The organism is Sphingomonas sp. CFBP 13714 (assembly GCF_014842205.1).
Lineage (GTDB): Bacteria > Pseudomonadota > Alphaproteobacteria > Sphingomonadales > Sphingomonadaceae > Sphingomonas > Sphingomonas aerolata.
In genome coordinates this window covers 652,525-666,678 of record NZ_JACYVG010000001.1, presented here as the reverse complement: position 1 = coordinate 666,678, position 14,154 = coordinate 652,525, and the positions used below count along the sequence as shown (strand labels likewise).

Sequence of the window (14,154 nt, the reverse complement as noted above, 5' to 3'; positions counted from 1 at the left end):
CACCGCCGCGACATCAGTTGGGGGTGCCCTCGACCGTCACCAGCGCGACGCGGTTCAGCCCGGCGCGGTTGAGCTCGCCCATCACGCGCATCACCCGGCCGTAATCGAGCTTGCGGTCCGCACGCAGCAGCACCTGTGGCTCGTTGCCGACCGCCCGGCTTGCCGCGATCGAGGCGAGCCGCACCGGCAGCGCGTCCTCGCCGATCTGGTCCTGGTCGATGAACACCGCGCCGGTCGCATCCATCGAGATCTCGACGGGTTTCTGCTCCTGGTCCAGTGCCTTGGCGCGTGCATCGGGCAGGTTCACCGGCACGCCCGCGGTCATCAGCGGCGCGGTCACCATGAAGATGATCAGCAGCACCAGCATCACGTCGACCATCGGCGTGACGTTGATGTCCGCCATCGGCGCGCGCCGCCCGCGACCGCGCCCCGAAGGAAGGTTCATCGCCATCTACGCGCCTCCCGTGCGCAGCACCGGCCGGCCGCTCATCGCGCGCCGTCCAGCTGCCGCGACAGCGTCGCGTGGAAGCCGTCGGCAAAGCGGTTGAGGCTCGCCTCGATCCGGTTGATGCCGTGGCTGAAGCGGTTGTACGCGATCACCGCCGGGATGGCCGCGAACAGGCCGATCGCGGTCGCGAACAGCGCCTCCGCGATCCCCGGCGCGACGACCGCGAGCGAGGTGTTCTGCGCCGCCGCGATGCTCGTGAAGCTGCGCATGATGCCCCAGACGGTGCCGAACAGCCCGACGAACGGCGCGACCGACCCGACCGTCGCCAGCACGTTCAGCCGGTCCGACAGCGTGTCGATCTCGTGCGCGACTGCCGCGCCCATCGTCGTGGCGAGCCGCTCGCGCGTCCCGGCCTTGTCGATCGTGCCGCCCGCGGTCGAACGCCGCCACTCGGTCACCCCGGCCGCGAACACGCGCGCCGACGGCAGGTCGGTCTCGCTCTCGGCCTTGTAGAACACGTCGATGTCCTCGGCCTTCCAGAAGTCGCGCTCGAACCGCACCAGTCCCTTGCGCGTCTTGCCCAGCCGCCGCCAGAACGCGACGATCAGCGCCCAGGTCCAGACGCTGGCGAGCAGCAGCCCGATCATCACGCCCTTCACGACCAGATCGGCCTGTAGGAACAAGTGGATCGGCGACAATGTCGCGCTATCCATAGTCAGAACCGGATTCATGCTTCCCCCTGCCAGACAAGGCGTTCGTAGATGTCAGTCCATGCGCGCGGCTGGCGTCGCGGCCGGCCGTTGGGGGCGATCAGCGCCGCCACCACGTCCGCCTCGGCCAAGACAAGCCCGCCGCACATGACTCGTTGATGAATGGCGACGCTGGCCGCGCGGACCTGCGTGATCCGCGAGACGATCACCAGCGCATCGTCCAGCCGCGCGGGCGCGGCATAGCGGATGGCGAGGCTTGCGATCGCATAGGAGCCCTCGCCCGCCTCGAACGCCGCGCGCTGGTCGATCCCGCCGACGCGCAGCATGTCCGACCGCGCGCGCTCCATGTAGCGCAGGTAATTGGCGTGGTAGACGACGCCCGACAGGTCGGTGTCTTCGAAGTACACGCGCAGCGCGAACCGGTGCTCGCGCCCCGCAAAGCGCCCTCCCGCCGGTTGATCCTGCTCTGCGTCAGCCATTCCGGGGGCTGTTAACCCAAGCATCGCCGCGAAGAAAGCATTCGCGTCGCCCGGCCCGCGGTTTCGCACCCGCGCAGGCGGATACGCCTCGTCTTATTGCAGGGCGCCCGGATCGACCTGCAGCTGCGGACGCGGCGCGGCGGGAAGCGGCGGCTGCGTGACGGGCCGGAGCTGCGCCTGCAACCCCGGCGTGGCGGCCGCGGCGGACGGCAGCGGTGCCGCGCCGGAACCGCCGACCGGCACTGTGCCGTTGCTCGCAAAGATCACGCGCTGTGCCGGAAGCGGCTGCACCGCGGTGCCGCGCCAGGCGTCGAACGCACGGTAGAAATCGGTAAAGGGCTGCTCCAGCATCGGCAGCCGCGTGGCAGCAAAGCTCGCCAGCATCGACCCCGGCACGCTCGCGCCCTCCGCGAGCACGCGCCCTGCCGCTTCGCAGAACGCATCGCGCGACGGCGACTGCGAGAAGAAATTGTACAGCCGCGTCATCGAATCGTCGTAGCGATCCTGCCAGTCGCCGCCGCCCGCGCGATATTCCGCCGAATAGGTTGCCTCGGCCTTGGCCAGCACCGGCTTCTGCGCGGCGAGCATCGCGTTGTAGCCCGCGACGATCACCGCCTCGTCGGTTCCGCGGCACGCGAGCGCCGCGACGTTCAGCGCGGCGCGCAGGTGCCAGATCTTCGCGGATTCGGTCAGGTTGCGGTTCGGCGTCGGATAGGTGCCGTCGGCGAGCACAGCGGGGATCTTCATCCCCGGAAACGCACCCTTGGGCAGCGGGGCCGCGACCGGTACCGGCGCGACCGGCGCCGGTGCGGGCGCCGCGACCTCGACCGGCTTCCGCGCGCACCCGGCGAGCAGGGCTGCGGTCACCGCAATCATCGCAAACTGACGCTTCATCGACTCAAGTCCTCGCTGTCCCCCGACCGAGACAGACCTGCCGCGATAAGGTTAACAGGGTATAAAACGCGTACGCGACTGCAACCCTAATGCGACGAACGGCACGATCGCAGCGTGTTAGGCCGGGAAGGATCAGGCCGCGCGCGCCTCGAGCGCCGCCGCGGCCTGTGCCATCAGCTCGGCGATGATGTCCGCGACCGGCTCTTCCTTCGTGACCATGCCGACCGACTGGCCCGCCATCACCGACCCATGCTCGACATCGCCGTCGACCACCGCGCGGCGCAGCGCACCCGCCCAGTAATGCTCGATCTGCAACTGCGCCTCGCCCATCGCGACGCGCCCCTCGTCGAGATGCCCCGCAACCTCGCGCTGCTTGGCCGAGAACAGCTCGCCCGCCGCATTCTTCAGCGCGCGCACGGGGATAACCGGCAGCCGCGCGTCGAGCTGGACGCTGGCGATCGCATCGCGCGCCGACGCGCGGATGAACGCCTTCTTAAAATTGGCATGCGCGATCGATTCGGTCCCGCAGACGAACCGCGTGCCGAGCTGGACGCCCGCCGCGCCCATGTCGAGATAGCCCGCGATCGCCTCGCCGCGGCCGATCCCGCCCGCCACGAACACCGGCACCAGCTCGGCGATCTCGGGCAGCATCTCCTGCGCCAGCACGCTCGTCGACACCGGGCCGATATGCCCGCCGGCTTCCATCCCCTCGATCACCAGCGCATCGACGCCGCTGCGGATCAGCTTCTTGGCCAGCGCCAGCGTCGGCGCGAAACAGATGACCTTGGCGCCGCCCGCCTTGATCGCCTCGAGGCTGCCCTTGGGCGGCAATCCGCCCGCCAGCACGACATGGCCGACCTTGTGACGCGTGCACACCGCGATCAGTTCGACCAGATCGGGATGCATGGTGATCAGGTTCACGCCGAACGGCTTGTCGGTCATCGCCTGGGTCGCGGCGATCTCGGCATCGAGCAACGCGGGCGTCATCGCCCCGCACGCGATCACCCCGAACCCGCCCGCATTCGAGATCGCGGAGACGAGATTGCGCTCGCTCACCCACGACATCGCCCCGCCAAGGATCGCGACCTCGGACCCGAGGAATGCGGCGCCGCGCGCCATGCGGCGCTGAAGCCGGTCGCTGCCGATGGTCATTACAAAACTCCCGTTCGTGTCGAGCGAAGTCGAGAAACCCCGCGCAGTATCCGTGACATATTTCCCGACAATGCTCGAAACGAACGGACGGTGTCCGTCAAGCCGCATCCTCGGCATCGAGCCCGTAAGCGGTATGCAGCACGCGCACCGCCAGCTCGGTATAATCCTCTTCGATCAGCACGCTGACCTTGATCTCCGACGTCGCGATCGCCTGGATGTTGATGCCGCGCTCGCCGAGCGTCGTGAACATCGTCGAGGCGACGCCCGCATGGCTGCGCATCCCGACGCCGACCACCGACACCTTGGCGACGCGCGTGTCATGGACCAGGCTCGCGAAACCGATCGCGTCCTTCGCCTTGTCGAGCACGTCGAGCGTGCGCGCCAGATCCGCCGAGGGCACGGTGAACGTCACGTCGGTCGACCCGGTCGAATGCGCGACGTTCTGGACGATCATGTCGACGTTGATCCCCGCATCGGCGAGCGGCGCGAAGATCGCCGCGACCGATCCCGGGCGATCGCTGACCTGGGTCAGCGTGATCTTCGCCTCGTTCTTGTCATGCGCGATGCCGGTGATGAGCTGGCGTTCCATATCGTCGATTTCCTCTTCGCCCACGATCAGCGTGCCGCGGTGTCCGTCACTGGTATCGCCATCCTCGAACGAGGACAGCACGCGCACGCGCACATTCTCTTTCATTGCCAGGCCCACCGACCGCGTCTGCAGCACCTTGGCGCCGACGCTGGCGAGTTCCAGCATCTCCTCATACGTCACCTTGCCGAGCTTGCGCGCCCGCGGCACGATCCTGGGATCGGTCGTGTAGACGCCGTCGACATCGGTATAGATGTCGCAGCGATCGGCCTTCATGGCCGCCGCCATCGCGACCGCCGACGTGTCCGATCCGCCGCGCCCCAGCGTGGTGACGCGCTGGCCGTCTGCCACGCCCTGGAACCCCGGGATCACCGCGACGACCCCGTCCGCCAGGCTCGCATCGAGCGCGACCGTGTCGATCTCGCCGATCCGGGCCGAGCCATGCGCGTCCGACGTGTTGATCGGCAGCTGCCAGCCCAGCCACGACCGCGCCTTGCAACCCGCGGCCTGCAGCGCAATCGCGAGCAGCCCGCTCGTGATCTGCTCGCCCGCCGAGACGACGACGTCATATTCCTTCGCATCGTACAGCGACGACGCCTCGCGGCAGAAGCCGACCAGCCGGTCGGTCTCGCCCGCCATTGCGGAGACGACGACCGCGACCTCGTTGCCCGCATCGACCTCGCGCTTCACGCGCGCCGCGACGTTGCGGATACGTTCGATCCCGGCCATCGACGTCCCGCCGAATTTCATCACGATACGGGCCATGGGCAGCGTAAATCCCTTTGGGTCGAAGCGGCGGCCCTGATAGGTAGCGCGCATGATACTGGCAAGTGACCGCAACGAAAGCGCAACAATCGATCCCCGGGAGGCCGCGCATTTCGGCACGATGGCGGCCGACTGGTGGAACCCGAAGGGCTCGTCCGCGCCGCTCCACCAGCTCAATCCGCCCCGCCTGCGCTACATCCGCGACCGGGTCGACACGCACTGGCACGGCGACGGCACCGGCTTCACCCCGCTCGCCGGCCGGACCGCGCTCGACGTCGGCTGCGGCGCGGGGCTGCTCTGCGAGCCGCTCGCGCGGCTCGGCGCCAGCGTGACCGGGATCGACGCCGCGCCCGAAAATATCGCCGCGGCAGAAATACATGCGGCGCAGAGCGGGCTCGCGATCGACTATCGCGCAGGCGGCGTCGAGGGGCACGACGGCCAGTTCGACCTCGTCACCAGCCTCGAGGTGATCGAACATGTCAGCGACCCTGCAGGCTTCGTCCGCGGCCTCGCGCGCGTGCTGGCCGACAATGGCCTGCTGATCCTGTCCACCCCCAACCGCACGCCCTTGTCGCGGCTCGCGATGATCACGATCGCGGAAGGCACCGGCCGCATCCCGCGCGGCACGCACGACTGGAACAAGTTCCTCACCCCCGAAGAACTGACCGCGCTGCTCCGCGACGCCGGCCTCCACGTCGTCCACACGCAAGGCCTCGGCTTCTCGCCGGCGACCGGCTTCGCGCTCAGCGATTCGACCAGCCTCGACTATTTCCTGACCGCGGTAAAAGCCTGACCCTTGCCCCGCCCGGCACCACACCGGCGGGCACCAGGTCGGCGGGCACCACCACCCCAGTCGGCACCACCACCCCGGCGGGAGCTCCCACCCCAGTGCACGCTACCACCGCGGCAGGCACTACCACCCCAGCGGGCGCGACCATCTCAGCGGGCGCTACCACCCCGGCGAAGGCCGGGGCCCAGTTGGGAAAGCCTGAGTAACGGAACGCGACCCTCAGCCATGACCGTCCCCCAACTGGGCCCCGGCCTCCGCCGGGGTGGAACCAAATCCCGCCGGGGTGGAACAGAATCCTGCCGGGGTGGAACCAAATAATGGAGCCTAGCCCGCCCCACCCCTGTTCACCCGCGAAGGCGGGTGCCCAGACTGGACACCCGCCTTCGCGGGTGAACATCCTTCTCCTTACCGCCCTGGCGACGCTCTACATCGCGCTCGCCCTCCTCCGCCCCGTCGACCACGACGAAAGCCAGTATGTCGCCGCGGCCGTCCTCACCGCGCACGGCCTGCTCCCCTATCGCGACTTCGCCTATCTCCAGACCCCGCTCCAGCCCTTCCTCCTCGCACCCATCGCCGTCCTGACCGGCGCCTGGACCTGGCCCGCCCTCCGCCTCACCAACGCGCTGCTCGGCCTCGCGAGCGTAGCGTTCGTCCACGCCGCCGCGCGCCGCACCGGTGCAAGCCCCGCCACCGCGCGCCTCTGCGCCGCCTTGTTCGCGACCACCGACATCCTGCTGTTCAGCATCGGTACCGCGCGCAACGACGCGCTTCCCGCCGCCTGCCTCGCGGCCGCGCTCTGGCTGATCCTCCGCGACAACCGGACCCGCGCCGGCGCGCTGGGCATCGGCCTTCTGCTCGCCGCCGCGGTCGCCGCAAAGATCTCCTACGCCCTCCCCGCCGCCGCCTATGGCCTCTACGCGCTGGTCCATCCCCGCCACCGCGTCTGGCTGGTCGCGCTCGGCGCGCTCCCGGTCGTCGCCTTCGTCGGCTGGACCTTCGCGCTGTCGCCCGAAGGCTTCCTGTTCGGCACGCTGCATTTTCCCGCCCAGGCGCCCGCAGAATATTACGCGGCCCGGCCCTGGAAGCTCTCGCTTGCCGCCAAGGCGCTCGATACGCTGAAGTTCCTCGCGCTCGGCGCCGCGCTTCCCGCCCTCGTCCTCGTCGCGCGCGCCGCGATCCGACGTCGGCGCGTCACCCTGCCCGACCTGCTCGTCCTCGCCGGGCTGGTCGCCGCGCTACTCCCGGTGCCGACCTGGCGACAATATCTGCTGCCGATGCTCCCCCCGCTGTTCGTCGCGCTCGCCGCCGTCTGGACCGCGCAGCCGCCGACCCGCGCAACCACCCGGATCATGACGGTCTTCGCGCTGCTCGGCCTCGCACCGACACTTGCCACGCTCGTCGAGCCCGGCCGCCTCCCGCTCGTCACCGCCATGCGCGAAGCCGCCACGCTCAGGCGAACGCTCGACGCGCGCCGGATCGCCGGCCCGATCGTCACGCTGTCGCCGCAGATCCTGCCCGCCACCGGCCGCCTGCCCGATCCCCGCTTCGCCGCCGGCCCCTTCTACTTCCGCAGCCGCACCCTGCTCGACCCTGCCGCCGAGGCCCGGCTCCACCTCGTCGCGCGCGATCGCCTGCGCCTCGCCCCCGGCACCGTCATCCTCACCGGTGGCGAATCCGCCGCGACCGCGGGCGATCCCCGGCTGGACGCCGCGCTCGAAAAAGCGGCATCCGGAACGGTCGCCGTCCCCGGCACCCGCTTCCGGCTCTCGGTCACGCCGCCAGCCGCCCCCGTCGCGCCGCGATCAGCCCGGCATAATAGTCCACCAGTTCCACCGCATGCGCGTGATCAGAGCGGACCTGCGCCGACGCCACGACCGCCGCGCGCCTGAGCATCCCGCGGTCGCGCGCGAACAGCCGCGCGATCGCCGCCGCCGCCGAGGTCGCATCGCGCGCGGTATAGAGCTCGCTGGCATGCCGGTCCGCGATCTCGGCGCACCCGCCCGTATCGGGCACGATCAGCGGCAGCCCCGACGCCATCGCCTCCGACGCGACCAGCCCGAACGGCTCGGCCTCCGATCCGTGGATCAGCGCGTCGCAGCTCGCCATGATCGCGGCCAGCCGCTCGCGATCATAGACCGGCGCGAACATCCGGATATGCGGCGACCCGCCGATCCGCCGCGCGATCGCCTTGCTCTGGCTGCCCGTGCCGAACAGGATCAGCCCGATCGGCAGGTCGGTGCCCGCGCGCGCGACCGCGTCGACGACCAGCGGCCAGCGCTTCTCGCCGTGATGCCGGCCAAGCCCGATCAGCAGCATCGCGTCCGCTGGCAACCCGCATTGCTGCAACAGCCGCCCCCGCAGCGCCTCGTCGCGCAGCCGCGGCGAGAAATGGCCGCGCTCGATCCCCAGCGGCATCGCCGCGTCGATCCGCACGCCGCGCGCGCGCAACCGTTTCTCCAGCGCGGGTCCGTTGGTGACGACCGTGTCGAACCGCGTCAGGAACCGGTTCATGTAGCGGCTGTACCAGCCGAACGCGCGCTCGATCCGGTCGTGGCTGGCGAACCCCGCGAACCAGCGCTGCGCATAGGCGGCGATATTGTCGTTGTGCATGAAGAAGGATTTCAGCGCGCGCTGCTGCCCGTCGGGCCCCGTCCAGTCGCCGACGAACCAGGCCGGCCGCCACGGCGAACAGCATTCGACGACGTCGGGATCGAGCTCGTCGAGCACCCGGTGGATCGCCGCACGGTCCCAGAACAGCCCGTAATTGCGATCGAACGGCATCCCCGGCGACTTGAGGTAGATCACGCGCCCGCCACCCGGCCGCTCCTCGACGCGGTCCTCGCGGCCCGGCGCGACGACGATCAGCTCGTGCCCCAGATCGGCGAGGATCCCCATCTTCCGGTCGATATAGGTGCGCACCCCACCGCCGGTCGGCGAGTAGAATTCGTTGACGTCGACGATCCGCATCTCAGCCCGCCCGCCCCCTCACTTGCCGTCCAATGGGCCAAACCCGCTGAGCCCGCGCAGATATTGCGCGCGGATCGTGACATGCGTGAGTCCGGGCCCGGCCTCGACGATCGCCTGATCGACCTTGGGTCGCGATCGGCCGAGCCGGTCGCCCTTCACGAACCCCGCGCCATCCGACCAGACACTGAACTTGGCCCGGCCGTCACGGTCATGCGTGAACAGCAGCGCGTAGCGGCCCGGATGCGGCACGCGGATGCACAACGCGGTCGGGCCGGTCGCGGGGGCTGGCACGCTGATGCGGCGAAACGTCTTGCCCGCCGCGATCAGCTCGCGGTCGCCGCGCAGGAAATCGGCCTCGTCGGGCGGATAGAGTTCGAGCTTCAGATTGCCCTTGCGATCCTTCAGTCCGACGATCGTCGCGGCGATCGCCGGCCCCTCGTCACGCTCGCACGCCTGCGCGTCGCTGCCGAGCATCGGCTCTTGGATCGCCGTCCGACCGCCGGCCCATGCCGGGCCGGCGCCCGCGACCAGCCCCGCCAGCATCAGTCCCGCCCCAATGAATCGGTTCACGCACGCGTCCTCATCGCGATCGCATGCCCGCTGAATATGACAATCAGAATGACATGGACGAGCAGCGTCAGCGCCACGGTGAACGCGACGAGCTCGGACAGCGCCTGGTCCTGCCCGATCAACAGGATCGCGAAATTGGCGAACAGCAGGTCCTTGTTCGGCACCAGCGGCAGCCGCGACACCAGCAGCCGCCCCGCCGCGAGGAACAGCCACATCGCGATCGACACGCCGGGCAGCGCGAAATGCCAGGCGAGCGCGATCAGCAGCGATCCGCACATCAGCCGGATGCAGTGGATCATGAACACCCACCACAGGGTCGCACGCGGCAGCGAGAAGACGCGCCGCGAGAAGATCAGGAACGGCAGCGAGATCGCAAAGGTGATCGCCGCCGACCCCAGCACCGTCTTGAACAGGTCGGGTGGCAGCAGGTCGCGGCTCAGCGGCAGCGCGATCGCCACCATCGCCAGCGTGATCGCGTTGCCCGCGATCGCCGACAGGATCGTCACGTCCTTTACCGCACCGAACGGCGACGCCACCATCCGCGCCTTCGCGCGCGCCCAGGCATAGAAATAGGCGTCGCCCGAATAGCCGAACACAACTTCGTTCGCGATCCGCTTCTTGATCAGCGCGACCAGCCCCGCGACCGGGATCCCCCACAACCGGCGGAAGATCACGTAATCCCCCGTCGGCGGCGACATGTAGAGCAGCGCGAAACACAGATAGAATCGCGGGTCGGACGGCACCGACCGCGACAGTCCGGCCAGCCCGTGCGCGAACAGCTCGCGCGCGAGCCCCGCGATCATCGCCAGCGTCAGCACCGCGCCGATGATCGCCGGCCACCGGCTGCGAAAGGTCTTGAGCGGTTCGAGCCCGACGATATCGGCTCCCGCCTGCACCACCCCCGCCTGCACCACACCCGCCGCGGAACGACCCGGCGGGTTCCCGGCCGTCAGCGCGGAGCCCGTCATACGCGTACGCATCGAACGATCCTCGTCCTGTACCGCGCACCCGGCCTTTCCGGGCATGCCATCACGCCGCGCCAATAGCCGCCCCGCCGCCGGCTTGCACGTGAAGATCGAGTCATCCGTCCCCGAACCTGCGCGGTTCGCCGCCGCTTACCCTCTCGCCATCGCGCCCCGGCCGCGCCATCTGTGCGCGATGCCCGGCGCGCACCACATCCTGACCTATGCAGACGACCTGTCCGGCGGCGGCGTCGAGCGTGCGCAGCTGCGGCTCGCGCGCGGCTGGCTCGCCGCGGGTCGCCGCGTCACGCTGGTGATCGGCGACCCGACCGGCCCGCTCGCCGCCGAGCTGCCCGATGGGCTTGCGATCGTCGCCGGCACCGCGCGCACGCTGCCCGGCCTCGTCCGCCGCATGGCCCCCGACATCCTCTTCTGCCCCGGCAATCATTATACCGGGATCGCCGCCTGGATCCGGCTCAGGCTCGGCCGCGCCTGTCCGCCGATCGTCGCCAAGATGTCGAACGCGCCCGACCGCGGCGATCATGGCCGCCTCCTCCACGCCGCACACCGCATCTGGCTCGCGCGGCACGGCCGGTTCCTCGATCATCTCGTCGCGATGACCCCCGCCACCGCGGTCCAGGCCGCCGCCGCGACGCGCATGCCGGGCCGGGTCAGCGTCATCCCCAACCCGCCGGCACTCGCGGCGCCCGGCGCGACGCTCCCCGTGCTGCCCCCGCGGTTCATCCTCGGCGTCGGCCGGCTCGAACCGCAGAAGCGCTGGGACCGGCTGCTCGCCGCGGTCGCCGCGCTCGCCGACCACGACATCGCGCTCGTCATCCTCGGCGAGGGCGCATGTCGCGGCATGCTCGCGGCGCAGGCAGCGGCACTGGGCCTCGCTCCCCGCGTGCACCTGCCCGGCCATGTCGCCGACCCGCTCCCGGCGATGGCCCGCGCACAGGTCGTCGCGCTGACCTCGGATTTCGAAGGCGTGCCGGGGGTCCTGCGCGAGGCACTGTCGGTCGGCACCCCCGTCGTCGCGACCGATTCGAGCCATGCAATTGCCGAGATCGTCGACACCCCCGCACGCGGCACGATCGTCGCGCGTGACGACGGCCCCGCACTCGTTACAGCCCTCGACACCTGGCTCACACCCGGTACGCCGCGGCCCGCACCCGTCCCGCAACCCGGCAGCGACTCGGCGCAGCGCTATCTCGCGCTGTTCGACACGCTCGTCAGTCCGCGGCCTTCTCGTCCTCGCGGTCCGACCGACGCTCGAGCGCAGTCTTGAGCATCGCGGTCAGGGGATCGGCAAGCGCAAGGCCGAGGATTCCGAACAGCGCACTCGCGAGGATCTGCGCCCCCAGCGTCAGCGCGGGCGGCAGGTCGACGGTGCGCTTGGCGACCATCGGCACGATCACATAGCCGTCGATCGTCTGCACCACGAAATAGGTGCCGATCGCCCAGTAGCCGGTGTCGACGCCCGCGCTGAAGCCGACCGCGACCATCAGCACGCCCGTGACGATCGCGCCGATATTGGGGATGAAGGCAAGAATGCCCGCGATGATCCCGAGCAGCATCGCCATCGGCACGCCGCCGATCGCCAGCGCGATCCCCGTCGCGACCCCCTCGACCGCCATGCCGAGTAGGCGCCCGGCCAGCAGCCGCCGCATCGTCTCGCCCATCGTCACCATCGTCCGGGCAAATTCGTCGCGCAGGTCGGTCGGCACCATCCACTGGACGCCGCGCGCATAGGTGCCCGGATCCATCGCGATGAACAGCCCGAGCACCAGGATCATGAACAGGCTGGTCAGCGCGCCGATCGCGGTGCCGACCCACGATGTCACGCGCCCGACCGACCCCAGCGCCTGCTTGGCGATCCCGCTCACGTCCGACACGCCCGGCATCAGCCCCTGCGACGCCAGATAGCCCGTGAACCGGTTCGCCTGCAGCTCGAGCGTCGAGCGCAGCTGCGTCACCTGTTCGGTCACCTGCACGCCGGTCAGCACGAACGTGCCGATCATGAACACCAGCACCAGCACCACGACGATCAGCAGTCGCCATCCGCGGCTGATCGGCAGCACCCGCCCGAGCAACCGGACGCCGCCGTCGAGCAGCGACGCGAACACGACCGCGGCGAAGATCAACAGCAACGGCTGCACCAGCACGATCGCCAGTGCGATCAGGCAGGCGAGCCCCAGCCAGATCGTCGCGCGCCGCACTTCGGTGCGCAGCGCCGGGTCGCGCATCTCGACCGGGCTGGCCTCGTCGACGCGCTTGGTCGCGCCGCTATCGTCGGCCATCTCAGTTCGCCGTTGCAGGGTGGAGCGACGTGCCCGCGCGATCCGACCGGAGCGATCCCCACCAGGTCAGCGGGTTGTAGGTCGCATCGCCGTCGAGGCTGAAGGTGATGAACTCCGCGCGCCCGCCCAGATTCTCGTACGGCACCGGCCCGCCAAGGCCGAGCTGCGTCAGCGCGAAACGGCTGTCCGCGGACCGGTCGCGATTGTCGCCCATCAGGAAGACATGAGCCGCCGGGATCGTGATCGGCCCGTAATCGTCGCCCGGGCTCCAGCCCATCTCGATCGTGTCGAACCGCCGGCCATTGGGCAGCGTCTCGGTGATCGTCGGCAGGCGACAGATCATCGCGCCGTCGGCCCGCGTCTCGCGCGCGCCGGGATATTCGTCCTCGCTGCACGGGCTGTTGGTGTCGACCGGGATCAGCGTGTCGTGGACGGGACCGCGCTTTACCGGCACGCCGTTCAGGATCACCGTCCCGCCGCGCACTTCCAGCCGGTCGCCCGGCAGGCCGATCACGCGCTTGATATAGTCGTTCTGCGTCCCCGGCGGCGTCACGATCACCACGTCGCCGCGCGTCGGCAGCGATCCGAACAGCCGCCCCTTGATGAAGGGGATCTGCACGCTCCAGCTGTCTTCCTGCTGGCGAAGCACGACGCTCTTGAAGATCGCGACCGGGTTCGGGATCGTCGGCGACACGAACGACCAGCCATAGGCGAATTTGGTGACGACCAGCCGGTCGCCGATCCGCAGGCCCGGCAGCATCGATTCGCTCGGGATGTAGAAGGGCTTGGCGATGAAGCTGTGGAAGCCGAGCACCACCAGCACCAGCCAGAATATGCCCTTCACCTCGCCCCACCAGTCGGTCCCGCGGCGCGCGGGTGCCGTCTTCGTGGTGGGAGGGGAACCGTCGTTGCCCGGGGGCGGGACGGGTGTGGCGCCGACCCGCGATGCTGCCGGATTCTCGAGCGACTCTTTGCCGTCCAACGCCGCTTCCTTCATCGATCTTTATCCGCGGATAACAGGGGTATAGCTTCGATTATCACAAAGGCCTGCGCCCAGGGATGATCGTCCGTCATGGTCAGGTGCACGCGTGCGGCGTGGCCTTCGGGGGTCAACGCGTCAAGCCTCGCCTTGGCCCCGCCGGTCAGGGCCAGCGTCGGCGCACCGCTCGCGGCGTTGACGACGCCGATGTCCTTCATGAACACGCCCGCGCGAAACCCGGTGCCGACCGCCTTCGAAAACGCCTCTTTCGCCGCGAACCGCTTGGCGAGCGTCCCCGCCTTGGTAAACGGCCGCCGCGCCGCCTTGGCCAGCTCCACCTCGGTAAACACCCGCTGCTCGAACCGCTCGCCGAACCGGTCGACCGATGCCTGGATGCGCTCGATATTGCACAAGTCGGACCCCAACCCGATGATCATCGCGACGCCTGGAGTCGGAAGACAAGATATGTTCTCGCGAAGGCGCGAAGGCGCGAAGCGAGCGGGAGACGCGAGCCCGGGGCGGTCTTCAGACTCTTCGCGCCTTCGCGCCTTC

Annotated in this window: 15 protein-coding genes; 3 read left to right on the top strand and 12 right to left on the bottom strand. The window is 69.6% G+C overall.

The annotated features are described in order from the left end of the window. Positions 1-13: 13 nt before the first annotated feature. The 6 genes from tolR to IFT54_RS03235 all read right to left on the bottom strand — a co-directional run bounded on the left by tolR (position 14) and on the right by IFT54_RS03235 (position 5,034). The gene (gene tolR / locus IFT54_RS03260; RefSeq protein WP_037531582.1) at positions 14-451 is read right to left on the bottom strand and encodes a protein TolR; all 438 of its coding nucleotides are present in this window, start codon (positions 449-451) and stop codon (positions 14-16) included. Positions 452-486: 35 nt separating this feature from the next. After that, complete coding sequence (gene tolQ / locus IFT54_RS03255; protein ID WP_031440027.1) at positions 487-1,179, bottom strand: protein TolQ; 693 nt, start codon at positions 1,177-1,179, stop codon at positions 487-489. Then, a complete protein-coding gene (locus IFT54_RS03250; RefSeq protein WP_031440026.1) occupies positions 1,176-1,637 on the bottom strand; it encodes a YbgC/FadM family acyl-CoA thioesterase in 462 nt (153 codons plus the stop codon). Before IFT54_RS03250 ends, tolQ begins: the two co-directional genes overlap by 4 nt. A gap of 93 nt (positions 1,638-1,730) precedes the next feature. After that, positions 1,731-2,531, bottom strand: coding sequence for a hypothetical protein (locus IFT54_RS03245; RefSeq protein ID WP_192069534.1), 801 nt, complete (start codon positions 2,529-2,531; stop codon positions 1,731-1,733). A 132-nt stretch (positions 2,532-2,663) separates the two neighbouring features. Next, the gene (locus tag IFT54_RS03240; RefSeq protein WP_031440024.1) at positions 2,664-3,683 is read right to left on the bottom strand and encodes an NAD(P)H-dependent flavin oxidoreductase; all 1,020 of its coding nucleotides are present in this window, start codon (positions 3,681-3,683) and stop codon (positions 2,664-2,666) included. Positions 3,684-3,780: 97 nt separating this feature from the next. Continuing rightward, positions 3,781-5,034, bottom strand: coding sequence for an aspartate kinase (locus IFT54_RS03235; RefSeq protein WP_107931452.1), 1,254 nt, complete (start codon positions 5,032-5,034; stop codon positions 3,781-3,783). 52 nt (positions 5,035-5,086) lie between these two features. Here IFT54_RS03235 and ubiG point away from each other — a divergent pair, with 52 nt between their 5' ends. Beyond that, the gene (ubiG, locus tag IFT54_RS03230) at positions 5,087-5,827 is read left to right on the top strand and encodes a bifunctional 2-polyprenyl-6-hydroxyphenol methylase/3-demethylubiquinol 3-O-methyltransferase UbiG (RefSeq protein WP_192069533.1); all 741 of its coding nucleotides are present in this window, start codon (positions 5,087-5,089) and stop codon (positions 5,825-5,827) included. Between the two features lie 386 nt (positions 5,828-6,213). Then, positions 6,214-7,713, top strand: coding sequence for a glycosyltransferase family 39 protein (locus IFT54_RS03225; RefSeq protein WP_192069532.1), 1,500 nt, complete (start codon positions 6,214-6,216; stop codon positions 7,711-7,713). Here the strand turns inward: IFT54_RS03225 and IFT54_RS03220 are convergent. Genes IFT54_RS03220 through IFT54_RS03210 form a run of 3 tightly spaced genes read right to left on the bottom strand, consistent with a single transcriptional unit; the run spans position 7,595 to position 10,341 of the window. Then, complete coding sequence (locus IFT54_RS03220) at positions 7,595-8,791, bottom strand: glycosyltransferase (protein ID WP_192069531.1); 1,197 nt, start codon at positions 8,789-8,791, stop codon at positions 7,595-7,597. The two genes, IFT54_RS03225 and IFT54_RS03220, sit on opposite strands and share 119 nt — an antisense overlap. Before the next feature lie 18 nt (positions 8,792-8,809). Further along, on the bottom strand, positions 8,810-9,334 hold the full coding sequence (locus IFT54_RS03215; protein WP_192069702.1) for a DUF2141 domain-containing protein: 525 nt from the start codon (positions 9,332-9,334) through the stop codon (positions 8,810-8,812). A 23-nt stretch (positions 9,335-9,357) separates the two neighbouring features. Then, positions 9,358-10,341, bottom strand: coding sequence for a hypothetical protein (locus tag IFT54_RS03210; RefSeq protein WP_244648489.1), 984 nt, complete (start codon positions 10,339-10,341; stop codon positions 9,358-9,360). Between the two features lie 178 nt (positions 10,342-10,519). Between IFT54_RS03210 and IFT54_RS03205 the strand changes: the two genes are divergently transcribed. Further along, positions 10,520-11,611, top strand: a complete 1,092-nt coding sequence (locus IFT54_RS03205; protein ID WP_192069530.1) for a glycosyltransferase — start codon at positions 10,520-10,522, stop codon at positions 11,609-11,611. Here the strand turns inward: IFT54_RS03205 and IFT54_RS03200 are convergent. Genes IFT54_RS03200 through acpS form a run of 3 tightly spaced genes read right to left on the bottom strand, consistent with a single transcriptional unit; the run spans position 11,556 to position 14,039 of the window. After that, positions 11,556-12,623, bottom strand: coding sequence for an AI-2E family transporter (locus IFT54_RS03200; RefSeq protein ID WP_192069529.1), 1,068 nt, complete (start codon positions 12,621-12,623; stop codon positions 11,556-11,558). The two genes, IFT54_RS03205 and IFT54_RS03200, sit on opposite strands and share 56 nt — an antisense overlap. Before the next feature lies 1 nt (position 12,624). Continuing rightward, entirely contained in the window at positions 12,625-13,620 is a 996-nt protein-coding gene (lepB, locus tag IFT54_RS03195) for a signal peptidase I (protein WP_031439337.1), read from the bottom strand. After that, positions 13,617-14,039: a holo-ACP synthase gene (acpS, locus tag IFT54_RS03190; RefSeq protein WP_031396115.1), complete on the bottom strand. Its 423-nt coding sequence runs from the start codon at positions 14,037-14,039 to the stop codon at positions 13,617-13,619. Before acpS ends, lepB begins: the two co-directional genes overlap by 4 nt. Positions 14,040-14,154 lie beyond the last annotated feature (115 nt).